This is a genomic window from Carboxydothermus islandicus, assembly GCF_001950325.1.
In the GTDB taxonomy this organism is placed as follows: domain Bacteria; phylum Bacillota; class Z-2901; order Carboxydothermales; family Carboxydothermaceae; genus Carboxydothermus; species Carboxydothermus islandicus.
The window spans coordinates 1-16,253 of record NZ_BDJL01000023.1 but is presented as its reverse complement, the minus strand read 5'-3'; the positions used below and the strand labels follow the sequence as shown (position 1 = coordinate 16,253).

The window sequence follows — 16,253 nt, the reverse complement described above, 5'->3', positions numbered from 1 at the left end:
TAATAAGTTTAGTTGAGAGGTATCAACAACTTCGGGTAAACTCATGAACCGCCGTATACCGAACGGTACGTACGGTGGTGTGAGAGGACGGGGGTTAATTACCCCCTCCTACTCGATTTATAAGTATTACTTATAAAATTTATCGTTACTTGATATTTCAGTTGACGCCATTTATATGATATTCTAATAGCTGTAATCTTTATTCCCCGGGGAAATATCTTAAGAGGGGGTAGTATATGTCACAGGAAGCTATAGTATTGATAAATAAAAAAAATAAATCATTTAATATGGTACGGGGTTTAGCGTTAACTTTAGCATTAACCATACTGGCCCGGCAGTTAAGTAGTCTTCCCCTTTTTTCCGTGATGGGAACTATGGTAATCGCCATCCTTTTAGGTATTTCCTGGCGGGCCGTACTGGGAGTTCCTCGAATAGCCAGTGAAGGTATCAATTTTGCAGCTAAAAAATTGTTAAGACTTGGTGTTACTCTAATGGGTATCCGTCTGGATATCAATATGATAATTGCCTCCGGACCTCGAATCATTCTAATTGATGCCTTGGTCATAATTTTTACGATTGCCCTGTTCTGGTGGCTCGGTAAGCGTTTTTCCCTTACCAAACGCTTGACCGCACTTCTCGGGGTAGGAACCGCTATATGCGGGGCAGCGGCCATTGCTGCGGTAGCGCCGCTGGTGCATGCCGATGATAATGAAACCGCCATATCGGTAGGTATTGTTGCCCTGCTTGGTACTCTGGGTGCCTTAGTCTTTACCCTGCTCCAACCCTTTTTACCTTTAAGCCCTTATGCTTACGGGGTGCTAACCGGTTCTACCTTGCATGAAGTAGCCCATGTGGTAGCGGCATCGATGGCCGGAGGAAAGGTAAGCAGCGAAGTTGCATTATTGGTAAAGCTCGGCCGGGTAGCACTGTTAATTCCGGTGGCTATGGTTATGGGTTATCTCTTTAATAAAAAACATAGAGGGTCATCGCAGCAACACCCCAGGCAATTACCCATTCCCTGGTTTGTCTTCGGTTTCTTCGGCTTTAGTTTGGTAAATACATTTAACCTCCTGACACCGGCAATGGAGCAATTTATCCTGCAGGTAAGTATTTTTCTCCTGACAATGGCTATGGCAGCCCTTGGCCTGCACGTAAGGATACAAACTTTCAGGCGGGTAGGGGGTAACTCATTGCTGGTGGGTGTAATCGGTTCACTGGCGTTAGCCCTGTTTGGCTGGGGATTATTGATATTATTTTCAATTACTTAAGCCTTGATAATAAAAAAGGAGGTTCCCTTTTGAACCGAAATCAGCTGGAAATTTTCCGGGTGGTAGCGGAAAAGAAAAGTTTTTCAGAAGCTGCTCGCCTCCTGCATATTTCTCAGCCGGCCATCAGTATGCATATCCAGGCATTAGAAGAATATTATGGGACAAAACTTCTTGATAGAACCACCAAACGGGTTACTCTCACCCCGGCAGGAGAAATCCTCTATAAGTACACGTTGCACCTTTTATCGCTAATGGACAAAGCTCAAAAGGATATTTGCCAGGCTGCGGGTATCATTAAAGGCAGGCTGGTTTTGGGGGCCAGTTTAACTATCGGTGGTCACCTTTTGCCTCCGCTTTTGAGCGCCTTTTACCAAAAATATCCAGAAGTAAACATTACCATGGAAATAATGAATACCGAAAAGGTACTGGAACGGGTGACTGATCTTAGCTTAGATCTGGGGTTTGTAGAGGGAGAGGTAACCGCCGGCGAACTTCATGTAGAAGCGGTGGCGCGGGATGAACTGGTAGTTGTAGTAGCGGCCAACCATCCTCTTGCCGGATGCGGGCAGATTTCCTGGAATAAATTAGCAACATTACCTCTAATAATGCGAGAACCAGGTTCAGGCACCCGGAAGGTAATAGAAGAGCGACTGCAGGCAGCCGGTTTTAAGCTTTCAGAGCTAAAAATAGTGATGGAACTGGGCAGCACCGAAGCAATCAAGGGAGCAGTAGAAGCGGGCTTAGGAGCGGCTATCCTTTCCAAGTGGACGATACAGCGGGAGATTAAATGGGGGATATTTAAGCAGCTGATCATAGAAAATTTACCGATTTACCGGGAATTTTATTTAGTTTTAAACAATAATAAGTTTCACTCGCCGGCTACCCAGGCTTTTATGCAATTCTGCCGGGAGCATCTATCGTAGGTTTAAATCTAACAAAAAGGAGCCGTGTTCCGGCTCCTTTTTGCCAATTAACTATTAAACTTCTCCTGCCAAACCGCCAGAGCTTCTTCGTAAACCTCCTTAAAGGAAACTTTAAATTCTTGAGCTGCTTTTTGGCATACCTCAAACTCAGGATGAACGGAAATAACTCTACCCCGAAAGCGACCAATTTTTACCGGAATCAAACCGTAGCGGGTATTTAGCTTAATTATTTCTCGTTCGGCTTCATAACGTTCTATTCTCCGGCGCCTAATTCCCAGAGTTCCGGTTTCAGAAAAAATAATTTCGACAAATCTGTCCTCATCAGTTTCAGGGCAAAGAACCGAGAGGATCACTCCCGGGCGGTTTTTTTTCATTTGAATTGGAGTAATAAATACATCCAAAGCACCTTCGAGCAAGAGCCGGTTAAAAATATAACCTAAAGCTTCGGGGAAAAGATGGTCCATATTGGTTTCCAAAAGTACTACCGTTTTTGCTTTTACCGGGGTTTCGGCAAATAAAATTCCCCGCAGTAAATTGGGATAGAGGTAATCCCTGCTTCCGGCACCGTAGCCGGTTTTTAAAATACTTCCCGAAGGCGGTACCGGTTCCGTTTTATTCACCAGGACCCGGTAAAGGGTAGCTCCGGTAGGGGTTACCAGTTCCCCTTCTACCGGTGCGGGAGTTACCGGAATACCGGTTAAAAGTTCCAGGGTAGCCGGAGCCGGCAGGGGGATGGGGCCATGGGCAGAATTTACAAATCCCCGGGAAAGGGGTAACGGCGAAGCGATTACCGTATCTACCTTTAAAAGGTAAACTCCAAGAATACTACCGCAAATATCCACAATGGCATCGATTGCTCCTACTTCATGAAAATGAACTTTAGCAATTGTTGTACCGTGAATTTTAGCTTCTGCTTCGGCTAAAAGCTTAAAAGCGTACTTGCTTTTATCCTTTACCTCAGAAGGAAGGGAACTTTTTTCGATAATTTCATAGATATCATTTAAATGCCGGTGTTGATGCTGTTCGGGATATAACACCGAAACTTTTTTTCCGGAAATGCCGTTTTTTTGGACAGTTTTAATGTCTAAAGAAAACTCCAGGGGTAATGTGTTTAAAAGATGAAAAAACTTTTCTTCGTTAACTCCCAGGTCCAAAAGAAGGCCCAGCATCATATCTCCGGAAATTCCCATAAAACAATCGAGATATAGCAACATCTTACTTCTCCTTTAAACCTAAAATGGAAATTGCTAAAGCGGCAGCGCCAAAGCCGTTATCGATGTTAACTACTCCGATTCCCGGAGCGCAACTGTTTAACATCGTTAAAAGGGCTGAAAGCCCCTGAAAGTTGGCACCGTAGCCGACCGATGTGGGTACTGCAATGACCGGACAGGAGACAAGACCGGCAACGACCGAAGGTAATGCCCCTTCCATTCCTGCTACCGCTATAATAACATCGGCCTTTCGTATTAAGTCAATACTGGCAAATAAACGGTGAATACCGGCAACACCGGCATCAAAAAGGGTTAGCGGTTTAAATCCGGCAAACTTAAGGGTTTCTTCTGCTTCCAGGGCTACCGGAAGATCCGAAGTGCCGGCGGTAATAATTAAAGGAGTGCCAGGGCGAGGATCTCCTTCCTGGTAGCAGGCGGAGGTTTGAGCCCGTTCATTGTAAGTAGCCGCGGGAATAAGTTTTTTAATTGCATCAAAATGGTCTTTACTCACCCTGGTAGCTAAAAAACGACCGTGACGCTCGTAAAGTTTTTGGGCAATGAGGGCTGTTTCCTCCGGTGTTTTATTTTGAGCAAAGATTACTTCGGCAAATTCCTTTCGCCTTTCCCGGTGAAAATCAACCCGGGCAAAACCAAGGTCTTCAAAAAACTCGCTCCGCACAATTTCTAAAGCTTTTGCGGCAGTAATTTTTCCACTTTCAACCTCTTTTAAAACATTATAAAGATCTTTCATTTACCGTGCCTCCAAAACTTCATTCATACTGCCAGTCCGGTAACCCAGGAGATCAAGGCAGATATAATTAAAGCCTAAATCTTGAAAATATTTAACAATATCCTGGCGCATTTCCACAGCCTTACCCAATTCTTCAGGGGCCAACTCGATTCGGGCAACGGGATCATGAAAGCGAACTCTGACAATATTAAAGCCTAAATCTTTTAAATATTTTTCCCCTGAATAAATTTTTTGCAAACTTTCCTTCGTTATTTTCGTATGGTAAGGAAAGCGGGAGGCAAGGCAGGCTTCCGCCGGCTTATTCCAGTTGGGGAGTCCCAATTCCCGGGCAAAACGGCGGATTTCTTCTTTGGTAAACCCGGCTTCCCGTAATGGGGAACGGACCCCAAGTTCGGCAATTGCCCGGTGCCCGGGACGATAGTCGTTGTTATCATCTAAATTGGCTCCATCAACAACATAATTAAAATTTAATTGTTTTTTTAATTCAATAAGTTTGCTAAAAAGGCTTTTTTTACAATAATAACAACGATCGGGGGGATTATTGACAAAGTTGGGATCCGAAAATTCATCGGTATAAACTTTGATAAGTTTAACTCCAAGCTTTATTGCTAAATCTTCCGCCGCTAAAAGTTCTTCAGGTTTGTATGTATCAGATATGCCCACAGCGGCTACTACCTTATCTCCCAGAGTATCTTTAGCAACTTTTAATAAAAAACTGCTGTCAACTCCTCCGGAAAACGCTACCACAACCGAATCCATTTCGGTTAAAATAGAAGTAAGTTTTGTGAGCTTCTGCTGCGCCATCCCGCACCTCCAATTTTTGCTGATAGTGTTTATTAATAATTGTAGCAAATTTTCTGGAACAAAAAAACAGGGGTTAGTGGAGGGATTTATATGAACAATTTAACAGTATTAATGCAGCCGGAAGTAGTTTTGGGAATTGCCGGGATAAATTTGTTGATTTTTCTGTTCCTGTTAAACATTTATATAAAAACGGTTAAACTAAGAAGGGAACTAAAGGATTTACTTAAAGGAAACTCCGGACAAAACCTGGAAAATATTTTACTGAATTTAGCCCGGGATAATGAGTTACTAAAAGAAGAAGTTACAAACTTAAAAAAATACACCGAAGAGTTAAACCAAAGGCTTTTACTGGCCATCCAAAAGGTGGGAATGGTTCGTTTCAAAGCTTTACCGGACCTGGGTTCAGAGTTAAGCTTTTCGGTGGCTTTTTTAGATGCCAACAATAATGGGGTTGTAATTACCAGTCTGTATGGGCGGGAGCAGTGCCTTGTGTATGGAAAACCGGTGGAGCAGGGTGTTTCTACCTATCCGCTAACGGAAGAGGAGCAAAAGGCAATCCGGAAGGCGATGGAAGAAGGGAGATAATATGTATTTTAAAAACCGGGAGGATGCAGGTCGGCTTTGTGCCGCAAAATTATGGCAGGAAGGTATTAACGGAGATGTTATCGCGGCTATACCCCGAGGGGGAGTGGTAGTAGCAGCTCCCATAGCTGAAAAATTAAAGATCCCCTTAAAACTTATCTTACCCAAAAAAATTGGGGCTCCGCATAATGAAGAGGTAGCAATTGGTGCAGTTACTGCAGATGGTTCACTGGCTTTAAATGAAGAATACATAGGCTTACTGGGTCTTTCCTCAGAAGTTGTAGGAAAACAAATAAAAAAAGCCCAGCAAAAAATCAAAGAAATGCAAAATATATACAATATAGACAATATAAATTACGACTATTCAAGTAAAAATGTCCTTTTGGTGGATGACGGTTTAGCTACCGGTTATACCGTCTTAGCTGCTGGCTTATCGTTAAAAAAGCAAGGGGCTAAATCCATTACGGTGGTTGTTCCGGTGGCAAGTACCGAAGCTATTAATTTATTAAAAAATAATGGTTTTGCTGTATTTTCCTTAATGGTTCCGGAAGAGTTTTATGCCGTTGGTCAATTTTACGAAGATTTCCGTCCGGTGGAAACCGAGGAAGTCTTAACGCTTCTTGCTAAGAATTATTCAGGATAAGCAGAGAAAAAATTGAAAAAAATAAACTCACCGGGAGGTGAGTTTTATGAAAAAGGTTGCGGTGGAGCCGGGACTTAATAATTTGCATGAAATACTCAGACAATCCGGTTATCAAGTGGTAGATCCGCGACAGGAGCAACGGGTGGATGCTTTTGTAGTTTCGGGAGTTAAAAATAACCTTATGGGGATGCAAGATACCGAAACTAAAGCTCCGGTAATAAACGCCAGCGGCCGTTCCCCTGAAGAGATTGTAAATGTTTTGCGTGAGAAAATTGGTGATTAAGCTCAACAAAGACCTCGCTTAAAAAGCGAGCCATAGCCATTACCGTTGAGAGACGGGTATTTTGCAGCACCATGAATTCCATAAAACCACCAACATTAACCACCCCGGTGAGGCTTAAATCTCCTACCGGGGGTAATTTTTTATTTAAAGCAGCTCCGGGTTTTAGAGGACCGTCTTTTAAAACTATTTGTCCAACGGTGTTTAATGACCCCAGGGAAGCGTCCACAGCAATGAGAAAAGGGTATTTATATTGGTGATAAATATTTTTTAAAGTTTCTTCTAAATTTACCGCATGAACCGGTTCGTCTAAACAACCGTAAACATGAAAAAAACTTATCGGAGCGTTTTTTAAAAAGCTTCCCACTAAAGGGCCAAAAGCATCGCCGGTGGAACGATCGGTACCTATACATAAAATTACTACCGGTCGATTTAAGGCTTTTCGCAGAATCTCCCGACTTAGTGCTGCTTTTAAAAGTTTTTTATCTTCCGGGTTTTGAAAATAAAACTTCAACTTTCTTTCCCCCCTCCGTCCTGTTACTATAATATCCAGATAAAGGAAAATTTATACTATTTTTGCATAAAATTTAGTAACAAACGGAGAGGGTGATGGTTATTTGGTTAAAACTTGGAATGATTATTATTGGTAGTTTGGTAGGAGCAGGTTTTGCATCGGGCCAGGAGATCATGTTATTTTTTAACCGTTACGGGGAAAAAGGCTTTTTGGGAATAGTTTTAACCGGTGGGTTATTGAGTTTTTTTTCCTGGGGAACATTAAAGGTGAGCCATAATTTAAAACTTAAAAATTACCGGGAATTTATTGAGCTAAGTCTAAGTCCCGGTTATCAGTTTTTTGCGGATTTTGCTTTTACCGCGGTATTATTTGGAGGTTTAGGGGTGATGCTTTCGGCCAGCGGAGCGATTTTTCACGAATACTTTAACCTTCCGGGACTCTTTGGGATTGGCTTTTTGCTTTTAATTGTTCTCTTAACAGGGCAAAAACAATTGCTTGGTTTATATTATATAAACATAATCTTAACTCCCATCTTAGTGATTTTTTTAATAGTAATTTCCTGTAAAGAATTAAGTGCGTTCAAGTACGTTGCGGCAGAAAACCATTGGTTGCAAAACTGGTTATCGGCAGCAATTATCTATGCTTCGTATAATATTTTGCTTTTGGGATCGGTTTTGGTGCCGCTGGGGCGGGAAATGAAAGCTGCTGATATTATCGGAGGAGTGATTTTTGGTACAATACTTTTTTGTTTGTTAGCGGGGTTAATATATTTTGCCTTGGCCGCTAACTATCCCGAGGTACTAAAATATCAAGTACCATTGTTGTATATAGCCGGTAAAAAGCATTTTGTTTCTTATTGGCTTTTTGGAATTTGTATTTGGCTTGCAGTGGCCACTACTGCAGTTTCCGATGGAGTGGCTTTGGCTCTTCGACTACCCAAAAGCCGAAGTTTACTTTTTTTTGTCTACTTTTTAAGTTTTTTAGTTGCTTTAATACCCTTTCAGTACCTGGTAAAATATTTATACCCCCTTTTTGGCTATGCCGGTTTTTTATTTTTATATTGTTTGATAAAATTATTAATAGGAATAAAATGGTAGGTGGTTAGGATGAGCTTCAATACCCTTGATTATTTACTGCTGGGATTGTTTTTATTTTTATTACTTAAAGGAAGTCGAGAAGGAATTTTGGGGCTTCCGATAAAAATTACAGCCTTAGTAGGTGGGGTAATAGTTTCTTTTTTATGGGGAGACATGCTTTTTCCTAAAGTTATTCCTGCTTTTTTGCCCTATCTTCCGCAAAGCCTGAAAAATCAGTACTTACCGGTGTTGTTTAAGGGGGTTTTATTTTTAGTAACAGCCCTCTTAATTTGGAAAGCCGGGGGAAATATAAGACGGGGTCTTAGAAAAACTCCCTTAGGAATTATAGATTCTCTTCTGGGAATTTTTTATAATGGGGTGAAAGGGATTATTTTTTTAGTGGTGTTATCTCTAATCTTAATACCGTTAGCAGGGGTTTTAATTAAGACTTCTTTCGGGGGAGAGATGAAAGGGTTTTTAAGTTTGGTTCAAAATTCTCTGGTTTTAAATTACTTCTTTACTTTAGTTAAAGATGGCATTTCAACCTTTACAGGAATAAAGGAGGCTAAGCTATGGATTTAATGTTAAAACGGGAAAATATTTTTGCAAACACAAAAGACCAAAATCCAATTTACTTATTTAACCGGGAGTATCTTGATTTTTTAAGCGGTTGTAAAACCGAACGGAAAGTAGCAAGTTACATAGTGGAAGAGGCCCAGAAACAGGGGTTTACGAATCTTGAAGAGGCTTTAAAAGAAGGAAAAACTTTAAAACCCGGAGATAAGGTTTATCTTTTATTTAAAAACAAAGCGGTGCTTTTAGCGGTGATCGGGGAAAAGCCTTTAAAAGAAGGTTTTAATTTAGTGGCTTCCCACCTGGATGTACCGCGGCTTGATTTAAAACCGCAGCCTCTTTACGAAAAAGATGGCTTTGTTCTGTTAAAAACTCACTACTACGGTGGCATTAAAAAATACCAGTGGGTGACAAGGCCTTTAGCCCTGTGGGGTACCGTAGTATTAAAGGGTGGGAAAGTTTTAGAGATAAAGTACGGAGAAGAGGAAAACGAGGGAGTTTTAACGATTACCGATCTACTACCTCATCTTGCTAAAGACCAGATGGAGAAAAAAATAAGAGAAGCCATTACCGGGGAAGATTTAAATGCGCTTACCGGGAATATTCCGGACCAGGAGGCCAAGGAAAATAAAATTAAAACTTATATCCTAAAACTCCTCCACGACCGCTTTGGGTTAACTGAAGAAGACTTAATTGCTGCTGAACTATCACTGGTACCGGCAGGGCCTGCCCGGGAAGTAGGTTTGGACCGGAGCATGGTTGGCGGCTTCGGTCAGGACGACCGGGTGTGCGTATTTACTTCCTTAAAGGCCCTTTTAGAGGTGGATGCTCCGGGGAAAACAGCAATAGCTTTATTTATGGACCGGGAAGAAATCGGCTCCATGGGTAACACCGGTATGCAAAGTAAATTCTTAGAAAATGCTATCTTAAAGCTTTTGGTAGCTCAGGGAGAAAAAGACGAACTTCTGCTTAGGCTTTCCTTAGAAAATGCCCGGGCGCTCTCGGCGGATGTAACAGCAGCGGTTGATCCAACCTTTGAAGGAGTGGTAGAAAAGAATAATGCAGCCCAGATGAACTACGGCATAGTTTTAACCAAGTATACCGGTTCCGGCGGCAAGTACGGGACCAGCGAAGCTTCCGCTGAGTTTATGCGGGAGGTAATAGATTTATTTAATCAGGAAGGAATTCGCTGGCAAACCGGGGAACTGGGCAAAGTGGACCAGGGCGGTGGCGGTACCGTAGCCCAGTTTTTGGCAAATCTCGGGATGGAAGTATTGGATGCGGGAGTTGCTTTGTTATCGATGCACTCTCCCTTTGAAGTAGCCGGTAAAGCCGATATTTACGAGGCTTACCTGGCTTATAAGGTGTTTTATAATTTAAAATAAATTGTATCGGGGGTAGGGGCTCAATGCTAAGAATTGCAATCGCATTATTGGTTTTGGGGCTTTTTTTAAGTTTTATTATTAATATTGCTTTAAGAAAAGGTGTTTCTGGTATAAAATTAATGCTTTTAGGGATAAATATTACACTGTTTGGCGGTATAATTGCTGCGGACCCCAATTCTAATTTTGGTGGTATAGAATATTTAATTGCCTTAGCAGGTTTAATTATGTCAATTATTGGGCTAAACCGGGAGTAGGTGGTGGTTGGTCGTGAAAAGCTATAGAAAAGAACTCTGGTTTAACCTTCCTACCCGCCGGGGTTTTGTCAACATTACCCCGGACGTAGAAAAATGCGTAAAGGAATCGGGAATTAAAGAAGGCCTCTGCCTGGTAAACGCTATGCACATTACCGCTTCGGTATTTATCAACGACGATGAACCGGGACTGCATCACGATTTTGAAGTATGGTTAGAACAGCTTGCACCGGAAAAACCTTATGAACGCTACCGGCATAACGGTTTTGAGGATAACGCCGATGCTCACTTAAAACGAACAATCATGGGCCGGGAAGTAGTGGTAGCGGTTACCGAAGGTAAGCTTGACCTTGGCCCCTGGGAGCAGATTTTTTACGGGGAGTTTGATGGGAAAAGGAAAAAACGGGTTTTGGTAAAAATTATCGGGGAATAACCCTATATAAGCTCCAATAACGGCTTAATATCATAGCGGCGGCGGTGGAAATTACTCCACAGGTCGCCGTATTTTTTTACCCGCTCCCAGATAGTTTTGATAGTAAACTCGGCAGGGGAGATCTCCCCTTTCGTTACCTCTTCCCACAAAAGAGGGGTGGATACCGGAGCTTTTGGCAGGGGCCGAAGACTGTAAGGAAAGACCATAGTGCGTCCCCGGGTATTTTGGAGATAGTCAAGGTATACTTTGCCCGTTCGCTTTTTTATTACCCGCTCTAAAGTTACCTTTTCGGGATAAGTTTTTAAAATTAACCGGCAAAGGTTAAAAGCTGCCCGGGTAGTTTCTTTAAAACTATATTTGGGCTCTATTGGAACAAAAAGGTGAAGCCCATCTTTGCCCGAGGTTTTGGGCCAGGCATCAAGGCCAAGTTTTAAAAGAACCTCCCGTAAAAGAAGGGCTACAGGAAGGCAATCTTTAAACGTCAACGGCGGTTCGGGATCTAAGTCAAAAACCAAAATATCCGGGTTTTCTATCAAAGGTACTTTTGAAAGCCAGCAGTGAAGTTCGATTACTCCCTGATTTACAAGCCATAAAAGGGCCTCCTTATTTGCTACACAGGGATAGTTTACCCATTTCTTTTCTTTGCCGTGCCAGATAGCTACTCTATTTATAAAATTAGGAGCATAAGCGGGAATTTCTTTTTGGTAAAAGCTTTTTCCGGTAATTCCGTCAGGGAAGCGGTTCATCACAAAGGGGCGGTTATTGATACAGGGAAGGATGTAGTCGGACATTAAGTAGTAATAGGCAATAACATCTTTTTTATAAATTAGATCCGCAGGATAAAAAAGCTTATCAGGGTTGGTAATGATTTTACTTAATTCCATTTTTACCTCCTGCCGGAGAAAACCCCACAATTGTTGGATGGCGAAGTCCCCCGGGGGTTTTTTCAAGATATTGGATACTAACTTCTAAAAGAGGATAAAGGGTAATTTCCCCGGGGTTTTTTTCTTTAACTATGGGGGCAAGTAAATTTAAAAGGTCGTTTTGTCCCCAAAAAGGGATTTTATAGCTTTTATTGGTTTTTGGGTCAAAAACCATCAAGCTTTCCACATTTCCCTGTTTTAAGAAAACTTTTGTTAAGAGAAAATTTTCTCTGGTGTAATTTTTAATTTTAAGCCAGAAAGCAGTACGTTTTCCCGGGTAATAAAAAGAAGAAATTTTTTTGGCAACGATCCCTTCGTAATTTTCAGAAGCTGCCTTATTAAAAAAATCTATTCCCTTTTCAAGCACGTACGGCGCAATTTTAAAAGGCGGTGGTAAATCTTTTAAAAAACTTTTGCGCTCAAGAAGAGGTGTAGTTAAAAGATTTTTCCCGGAAAATCTTAAAACATCAAAAATTACTAAAAAAATATTTTCTTCCTTTTTCGAGAACCCCAGAAGCCTGGAAAAACTTCCCTTCTTACCCTCCCCCCAGATAATTTCTCCATCCAAAACGGTATCATTCGGAAAAAATGTTTTAACTTCGGTCAATTGAGGAAAAGAAAGGGCTAAATTTTTACCGTTCCGGGAAATTAATTTCACCTCTTTTTCAATGAAAACAAGGCAGCGAAATCCATCCCATTTATATTCAAACAGCCAGGAGCTATCATCAAAAGGAGCTTCCCTTTCTTCTAAAAGCATGGGTTTAAACAAAGTTTATGCACCAACTTTTTCTCCGGTGATTTTTTCTAAAGACAAACGAAGAGCTTCGGTTAAATCGATAACTTTTGCCGGAACTTTTTCTTCAGGAATGACAATGGCTTCATGCTGGATTTTCTTTTCAATTACCTCCATTAATGCTTCCCGGTAAGTATCTTTATATTTTTCGGGATTAAAAGGAGTGGTTAAAGAATCGATTAACATTTTGGCCAGCGAAAGCTCCCGTTCCTCCACCGGGATTGCCTCAGGTATTTCCATTATTTCAAACTTACGAATTTCATCGGGATAAAAAATGGTGGAAACGGTTAAAACCTTTTCTTTAAAGACCCGAACCATGGCGATATTTTCTTTAGTTCTTAAAACCATTTTGGCAATGGCAATTTTCTTGCTATCCTTTAAAGCCTGCATTAATAAGGCATAAGGTTTTTCTCCGCCTTCGGAAGGTGTTAAGTAATAGCTTTTTTGCAAATAAATGGGGTCCACTTCGGCTAAGTTTACAAAATCCAAAATTTCAATTTTTCGTCCTTTTAACTTAGGTAAAGCTTCCAGCTCTTCTTCGGTAAAAGTGACAAACTGTCCTCTGGAAAACTCATAACCTTTGATAATTTCCTCCGGGCTGACTTCCCGGTTGCAAGTATTACAATACTTTTTATAATGAATTGGCCCACCGCAGTTTTGGTGAATCAGGGAAAAGGTTATGCTTTTTGATTCGGTAGCGGGATAAAGTTTAACCGGGATGGATACCAACCCAAAGGCAATAAAACCCTTCCAGATTGGCCGCATAAAATCCGCTCCTTTTTAATTTAGTATGGCGGGAAGAAAAATATTTAAACGTATAACGAATAGTAATTTTATTGAATAGAAAAATAACAAAAATTAATTTGTAATATAAATATTCATTATGTTATTATCTTAAAGGAGAGAAAGGAGGAAATTGCTAATGGGCGAAATTGTCAGAAGCTATTACCGGAAAGTAGTTGCGGATTTTTGGGACCAAAAGACGGTTGTCATACTTCTGGGCATTTTAAGCGGTCTTTATTTTGGTGCCGTTGGAGTGGTCTGGGCGGTTACCGGAGAGTTTACCCGCTGGGGGGCAAGTTTTCTTAAACTAATCGGGGTAGACTTATCGCCGTATACTTATTTAAAGATTATTAAATATAAAGGCACCATTTTAACCCGGATAGACGGGGTAATGGTGCTGGGGATGTTTGCGGGAGCGTTGATTGCTGCTCTTTTTGGGCAGAATTTTAAACTTAGAATTCCTACCGCAAAAAGGGTAATACAGGCTTTAGTTGGCGGTATAATTGCGGGCTTTGGCACCCGCCTTGCTATGGGGTGTAATTTAGCGGCCCTTTTTACCGGAATTCCTCAGTTTTCTCTTCATACCTGGTTTTTTACCCTGGGAACAATTTTTGGTACCTATATTGGAATAAAAATTACCCTTTCTCCTTATTTTCGGGGAGAACCTAAACTGGTTAAGGCTTCAGAATTTAATGCTGGAAATTTAAAGGCTAATACCCAGATACAACCCTTTTTAGGTTGGCTCGGACTTATAGTTTTTGCCGGTATTTTATTGTCCCGGCCGGAAATGCCGAATATCTTAAAGCTTGCTACAATTTTTGGCTTTGCTTTTGGCTTTTTAATTCAAAAGGGGCAGGTCTGCTTTACCTCGGCCTTTCGGGATTTATGGTTGGTTGGACGCACGACTACTTTAAAGGCTCTGGTCTGGGGTATGGCAGTACAGATGCTCCTGACAGCGGTCTTTATCGCCAAGGGAACGCCGGCCAAAGTTCTCTGGGCCGGTCCCAATGCACTAATTGGAGGACTTTTATTTGGAATTGGGATTGTTATTGCCGGAGGTTGTGAGACCGGCTGGATGTACCGGTCGATGGAAGGCCAGGTTCACTTCTGGTTTGTAGGTCTGGGCAATGTGATTGGAGCGACCCTTTTATTCCTGCTGTGGGATAAAGGGCTTTATAAATACTTGGTCGAACCGTTCCCGAAGTTTAGCTTGATAGAACATTTTGGTTACTTACCGGCTATTATATTAACTGGCTTGTTCCTTTTGGGTCTATACTTGTGGGCGGATTTACGAGAATTAAGCGGCAGGTCAATGATAAAAAATAAGACCATGGCGGTGAGGAGGGTGTAGTATGGAAGAAAAACGGTATGTCCTGGATTTACGGGGGGAACCATGCCCTTATCCGGTGGTGTATTCCCTGCAGGTTCTGGCAGAATTGGAAAGCGGTTCGCTTTTGGAGATTTTAGCCGACTGTCCGCAATCGTTTAAATCGGTCCCGGAAGAAGTGGTAAAAGCCGGGTACGAGATGGCCGAACCTCCGCAAAAAATTGGCCCAACGTTAAGATTTTTGGTAAGAAAACCTTGAAATTAAAATAAAAGGCCGAAAAGTTTCTGACTTTTCGGCCTTAAACATTAAACCGGAAGTAAATGATATCTCCGTCCTGCACCACGTAATCCTTTCCTTCCAGGCGGATTAAGCCTTTTTCCCGGGCGGCGGTCATCGAGCCAATTTCTATTAACTCTTCCCAGGGAATAACTTCTGCCCGGATAAAACCCCGCTCGATATCCGAGTGGATTTTACCGGCCGCCTGAGGGGCTTTGGTACCTCTTTTTATGGTCCAGGCTTTAACCTCCTGGGGTCCGGCAGTAAAGAAGGTAATTAAACCTAAAAGGGCATAACCGGTCCTGATAAGTTTATTTAAACCAGGCTCTTCAATACCAAGGTCTTCTAAAAATAAAGCCCGCTCCTCTTCGGGAAGTTCCTGTAATTCGCTTTCAATTTTAGCCGACAGTACAACAACTTCCGCTTTTTCCTTTGCGGCAATTTCCCGTACCACATCTACTTCTTTTGGTGGCGCGAGAAGATCTTTTTCTCCCACATTGGCAACGTAAACTACTGGCTTGGCGGTAATAAAACCAATTTCCCGTAAAATCTCCTTTTCCTCATCGGAAAATTCATGGGCCCGTACCGGTAGCCCCCGGTCAAAACCGTCAATTATTCTTTTAAGCATTTCTGCCTCAATTTTGCCCCGTTTTTCCCCGCTTTTGGCTATCTTTTCTGCCCGCTCTAAACGCCTTTGGGCTGTTTCAAGATCTGCCAGGATAAGCTCGGTGTTTATCGTATCAATATCCCGGGCCGGATCAACCGACCCTTCCACATGGGTAATATTGGGATCTTTAAAACAGCGTACCACATGGGCAATCCCGTCGACCTGCCGGATATGGGACAAAAACTTATTACCCAACCCTTCTCCCCGGCTTGCTCCCCGAACAAGACCGGCAATATCCACGAAACGGGTAACCGCCCGCACCACCCGCTCGGGTTTTACTACTTCCGCTATTTTATCCACCCGGGGATCGGGAACTTCTACCACTCCCACGTTGGGTTCGATGGTGCAAAAAGGATAATTGGCTGCTTCCGCTTTAGCCTTGGTTATCGCATTAAATAAAGTAGACTTTCCCACATTGGGTAGTCCCACAATACCTATTTCCATCTACTTCCTGGTCATCCAAACTGTGCAAAACTGCATCAGTTTAGAAGGTTGGGGTATTTGTGGTCCGCCTTTCAGACTGTCCCAGCCCCAACTGGCGGTATTTGGAACAGCCATAGCCCCTGCCCCAAGAAGCAGGAACTCACCGCAGCTTTTCAGCCACCTTCTCCCATACCACTGACAAGTATTCTCTTCAGCGGTGACAAGTCACGATATAATGGCCTGTCCAGGAGAGCTCCGGTCAGGAGGGCTACCCGCAAAACTCGCCACGGTTTGTACGGTAAGGTTTTCCCCTTTACCGCAGTACCTTCATTCCTTCCGTCGGTTAATGAAGATACCGACCGTGTC

General features: G+C 42.3%; 21 protein-coding genes. 12 read left to right on the top strand and 9 right to left on the bottom strand.

Annotated elements, in window-relative coordinates; all coding sequences use genetic code 11:
- The first annotated feature begins 236 nt into the window (after window positions 1-236).
- Window positions 237-1,268, top strand: a complete 1,032-nt coding sequence (locus ciss_RS04495; protein WP_075865107.1) for a YeiH family protein — start codon at window positions 237-239, stop codon at window positions 1,266-1,268.
- 29 nt (window positions 1,269-1,297) lie between these two features.
- Window positions 1,298-2,191 (top strand): selenium metabolism-associated LysR family transcriptional regulator, encoded by an 894-nt coding sequence (locus tag ciss_RS04490; protein WP_075865106.1) that lies wholly within the window; start codon window positions 1,298-1,300, stop codon window positions 2,189-2,191.
- A gap of 47 nt (window positions 2,192-2,238) precedes the next feature.
- Here the strand turns inward: ciss_RS04490 and larC are convergent, their stop codons facing one another.
- Genes larC through larE form a run of 3 tightly spaced genes read right to left on the bottom strand, consistent with a single transcriptional unit; the run spans window position 2,239 to window position 4,957 of the window.
- On the bottom strand, window positions 2,239-3,405 hold the full coding sequence (gene larC / locus ciss_RS04485; protein ID WP_075865105.1) for a nickel pincer cofactor biosynthesis protein LarC: 1,167 nt from the start codon (window positions 3,403-3,405) through the stop codon (window positions 2,239-2,241).
- Window position 3,406: 1 nt separating this feature from the next.
- On the bottom strand, window positions 3,407-4,153 hold the full coding sequence (larB, locus tag ciss_RS04480; RefSeq protein WP_075865104.1) for a nickel pincer cofactor biosynthesis protein LarB: 747 nt from the start codon (window positions 4,151-4,153) through the stop codon (window positions 3,407-3,409).
- A complete protein-coding gene (gene larE / locus ciss_RS04475; RefSeq protein WP_075865103.1) occupies window positions 4,154-4,957 on the bottom strand; it encodes an ATP-dependent sacrificial sulfur transferase LarE in 804 nt (267 codons plus the stop codon). It abuts the gene before it with no gap.
- 90 nt (window positions 4,958-5,047) lie between these two features.
- Here larE and ciss_RS04470 point away from each other — a divergent pair, with 90 nt between their 5' ends.
- The 3 genes from ciss_RS04470 to ciss_RS04460 are packed head-to-tail and all read left to right on the top strand — an operon-like array spanning window position 5,048 to window position 6,465.
- A complete protein-coding gene (locus ciss_RS04470) occupies window positions 5,048-5,542 on the top strand; it encodes a DUF4446 family protein (RefSeq protein WP_075865102.1) in 495 nt (164 codons plus the stop codon).
- Between the two features lies 1 nt (window position 5,543).
- Complete coding sequence (locus ciss_RS04465) at window positions 5,544-6,182, top strand: phosphoribosyltransferase (protein WP_075865101.1); 639 nt, start codon at window positions 5,544-5,546, stop codon at window positions 6,180-6,182.
- A 46-nt stretch (window positions 6,183-6,228) separates the two neighbouring features.
- On the top strand, window positions 6,229-6,465 hold the full coding sequence (locus tag ciss_RS04460) for a YkuS family protein (protein WP_075865100.1): 237 nt from the start codon (window positions 6,229-6,231) through the stop codon (window positions 6,463-6,465).
- Here ciss_RS04460 and yyaC read toward each other — a convergent pair.
- Complete coding sequence (gene yyaC, locus ciss_RS04455) at window positions 6,386-6,976, bottom strand: spore protease YyaC (RefSeq protein WP_075865099.1); 591 nt, start codon at window positions 6,974-6,976, stop codon at window positions 6,386-6,388. The genes ciss_RS04460 and yyaC overlap by 80 nt on opposite strands.
- Before the next feature lie 95 nt (window positions 6,977-7,071).
- Here yyaC and ciss_RS04450 point away from each other — a divergent pair, with 95 nt between their 5' ends.
- The 5 genes from ciss_RS04450 to ciss_RS04430 are packed head-to-tail and all read left to right on the top strand — an operon-like array spanning window position 7,072 to window position 10,694.
- A complete protein-coding gene (locus tag ciss_RS04450) occupies window positions 7,072-8,073 on the top strand; it encodes a YkvI family membrane protein (RefSeq protein ID WP_075865098.1) in 1,002 nt (333 codons plus the stop codon).
- Window positions 8,074-8,082: 9 nt separating this feature from the next.
- Window positions 8,083-8,634, top strand: a complete 552-nt coding sequence (locus ciss_RS04445) for a CvpA family protein (protein WP_075865097.1) — start codon at window positions 8,083-8,085, stop codon at window positions 8,632-8,634.
- The gene (locus ciss_RS04440) at window positions 8,625-10,010 is read left to right on the top strand and encodes an aminopeptidase (RefSeq protein WP_075865096.1); all 1,386 of its coding nucleotides are present in this window, start codon (window positions 8,625-8,627) and stop codon (window positions 10,008-10,010) included. Before ciss_RS04445 ends, ciss_RS04440 begins: the two co-directional genes overlap by 10 nt.
- Before the next feature lie 23 nt (window positions 10,011-10,033).
- Window positions 10,034-10,264, top strand: coding sequence for a hypothetical protein (locus ciss_RS04435; RefSeq protein WP_075865095.1), 231 nt, complete (start codon window positions 10,034-10,036; stop codon window positions 10,262-10,264).
- Window positions 10,265-10,277: 13 nt separating this feature from the next.
- Window positions 10,278-10,694, top strand: coding sequence for a secondary thiamine-phosphate synthase enzyme YjbQ (locus ciss_RS04430; RefSeq protein ID WP_011342972.1), 417 nt, complete (start codon window positions 10,278-10,280; stop codon window positions 10,692-10,694).
- Between the two features lie 2 nt (window positions 10,695-10,696).
- Here the strand turns inward: ciss_RS04430 and ligD are convergent, their stop codons facing one another.
- The 3 genes from ligD to ku are packed head-to-tail and all read right to left on the bottom strand — an operon-like array spanning window position 10,697 to window position 13,175.
- Window positions 10,697-11,578 (bottom strand): non-homologous end-joining DNA ligase, encoded by an 882-nt coding sequence (gene ligD, locus ciss_RS04425; protein WP_075865094.1) that lies wholly within the window; start codon window positions 11,576-11,578, stop codon window positions 10,697-10,699.
- Complete coding sequence (locus ciss_RS04420; RefSeq protein WP_075865093.1) at window positions 11,565-12,386, bottom strand: ATP-dependent DNA ligase; 822 nt, start codon at window positions 12,384-12,386, stop codon at window positions 11,565-11,567. The genes ligD and ciss_RS04420 overlap by 14 nt, the downstream gene beginning before the upstream one ends.
- A 3-nt stretch (window positions 12,387-12,389) precedes the next feature.
- Window positions 12,390-13,175 carry a non-homologous end joining protein Ku gene (gene ku / locus ciss_RS04415; RefSeq protein ID WP_075865092.1) on the bottom strand — a complete coding sequence of 262 codons (786 nt, stop codon included), beginning with the start codon at window positions 13,173-13,175 and terminating at the stop codon, window positions 12,390-12,392.
- 157 nt (window positions 13,176-13,332) lie between these two features.
- Between ku and yedE the strand changes: the two genes are divergently transcribed.
- Both yedE and yedF read left to right on the top strand, forming a co-directional pair.
- On the top strand, window positions 13,333-14,544 hold the full coding sequence (gene yedE / locus ciss_RS04410) for a selenium metabolism membrane protein YedE/FdhT (RefSeq protein ID WP_075865091.1): 1,212 nt from the start codon (window positions 13,333-13,335) through the stop codon (window positions 14,542-14,544).
- 1 nt (window position 14,545) lies between these two features.
- On the top strand, window positions 14,546-14,779 hold the full coding sequence (gene yedF / locus ciss_RS04405; protein ID WP_075865090.1) for a sulfurtransferase-like selenium metabolism protein YedF: 234 nt from the start codon (window positions 14,546-14,548) through the stop codon (window positions 14,777-14,779).
- Window positions 14,780-14,819: 40 nt separating this feature from the next.
- On the opposite strand, the gene ychF is transcribed toward yedF, so the two are convergent.
- Window positions 14,820-15,908 (bottom strand): redox-regulated ATPase YchF, encoded by a 1,089-nt coding sequence (ychF, locus tag ciss_RS04400; RefSeq protein WP_075865089.1) that lies wholly within the window; start codon window positions 15,906-15,908, stop codon window positions 14,820-14,822.
- A gap of 152 nt (window positions 15,909-16,060) precedes the next feature.
- On the bottom strand, window positions 16,061-16,253 hold a 193-nt coding region (locus ciss_RS04395), incomplete at its 5' end, for a hypothetical protein (protein ID WP_501161882.1).

Coding starts and splice junctions, on each gene's coding strand:
- ciss_RS04495 (WP_075865107.1), top strand. CDS start 237: ATGTCACAGGAAGCTATAGTATTGATAAATAAAAAAAATAAATCATTT.
- larC (WP_075865105.1), bottom strand. CDS start 3,405: ATGTTGCTATATCTCGATTGTTTTATGGGAATTTCCGGAGATATGATG.
- larB (WP_075865104.1), bottom strand. CDS start 4,153: ATGAAAGATCTTTATAATGTTTTAAAAGAGGTTGAAAGTGGAAAAATT.
- larE (WP_075865103.1), bottom strand. CDS start 4,957: ATGGCGCAGCAGAAGCTCACAAAACTTACTTCTATTTTAACCGAAATG.
- ciss_RS04470 (WP_075865102.1), top strand. CDS start 5,048: ATGAACAATTTAACAGTATTAATGCAGCCGGAAGTAGTTTTGGGAATT.
- ciss_RS04465 (WP_075865101.1), top strand. CDS start 5,544: ATGTATTTTAAAAACCGGGAGGATGCAGGTCGGCTTTGTGCCGCAAAA.
- ciss_RS04460 (WP_075865100.1), top strand. CDS start 6,229: ATGAAAAAGGTTGCGGTGGAGCCGGGACTTAATAATTTGCATGAAATA.
- ciss_RS04450 (WP_075865098.1), top strand. CDS start 7,072: ATGGTTATTTGGTTAAAACTTGGAATGATTATTATTGGTAGTTTGGTA.
- ciss_RS04445 (WP_075865097.1), top strand. CDS start 8,083: ATGAGCTTCAATACCCTTGATTATTTACTGCTGGGATTGTTTTTATTT.
- ciss_RS04440 (WP_075865096.1), top strand. CDS start 8,625: ATGGATTTAATGTTAAAACGGGAAAATATTTTTGCAAACACAAAAGAC.
- ciss_RS04435 (WP_075865095.1), top strand. CDS start 10,034: ATGCTAAGAATTGCAATCGCATTATTGGTTTTGGGGCTTTTTTTAAGT.
- ligD (WP_075865094.1), bottom strand. CDS start 11,578: ATGGAATTAAGTAAAATCATTACCAACCCTGATAAGCTTTTTTATCCT.
- ku (WP_075865092.1), bottom strand. CDS start 13,175: ATGCGGCCAATCTGGAAGGGTTTTATTGCCTTTGGGTTGGTATCCATC.
- yedE (WP_075865091.1), top strand. CDS start 13,333: ATGGGCGAAATTGTCAGAAGCTATTACCGGAAAGTAGTTGCGGATTTT.
- yedF (WP_075865090.1), top strand. CDS start 14,546: ATGGAAGAAAAACGGTATGTCCTGGATTTACGGGGGGAACCATGCCCT.
- ychF (WP_075865089.1), bottom strand. CDS start 15,908: ATGGAAATAGGTATTGTGGGACTACCCAATGTGGGAAAGTCTACTTTA.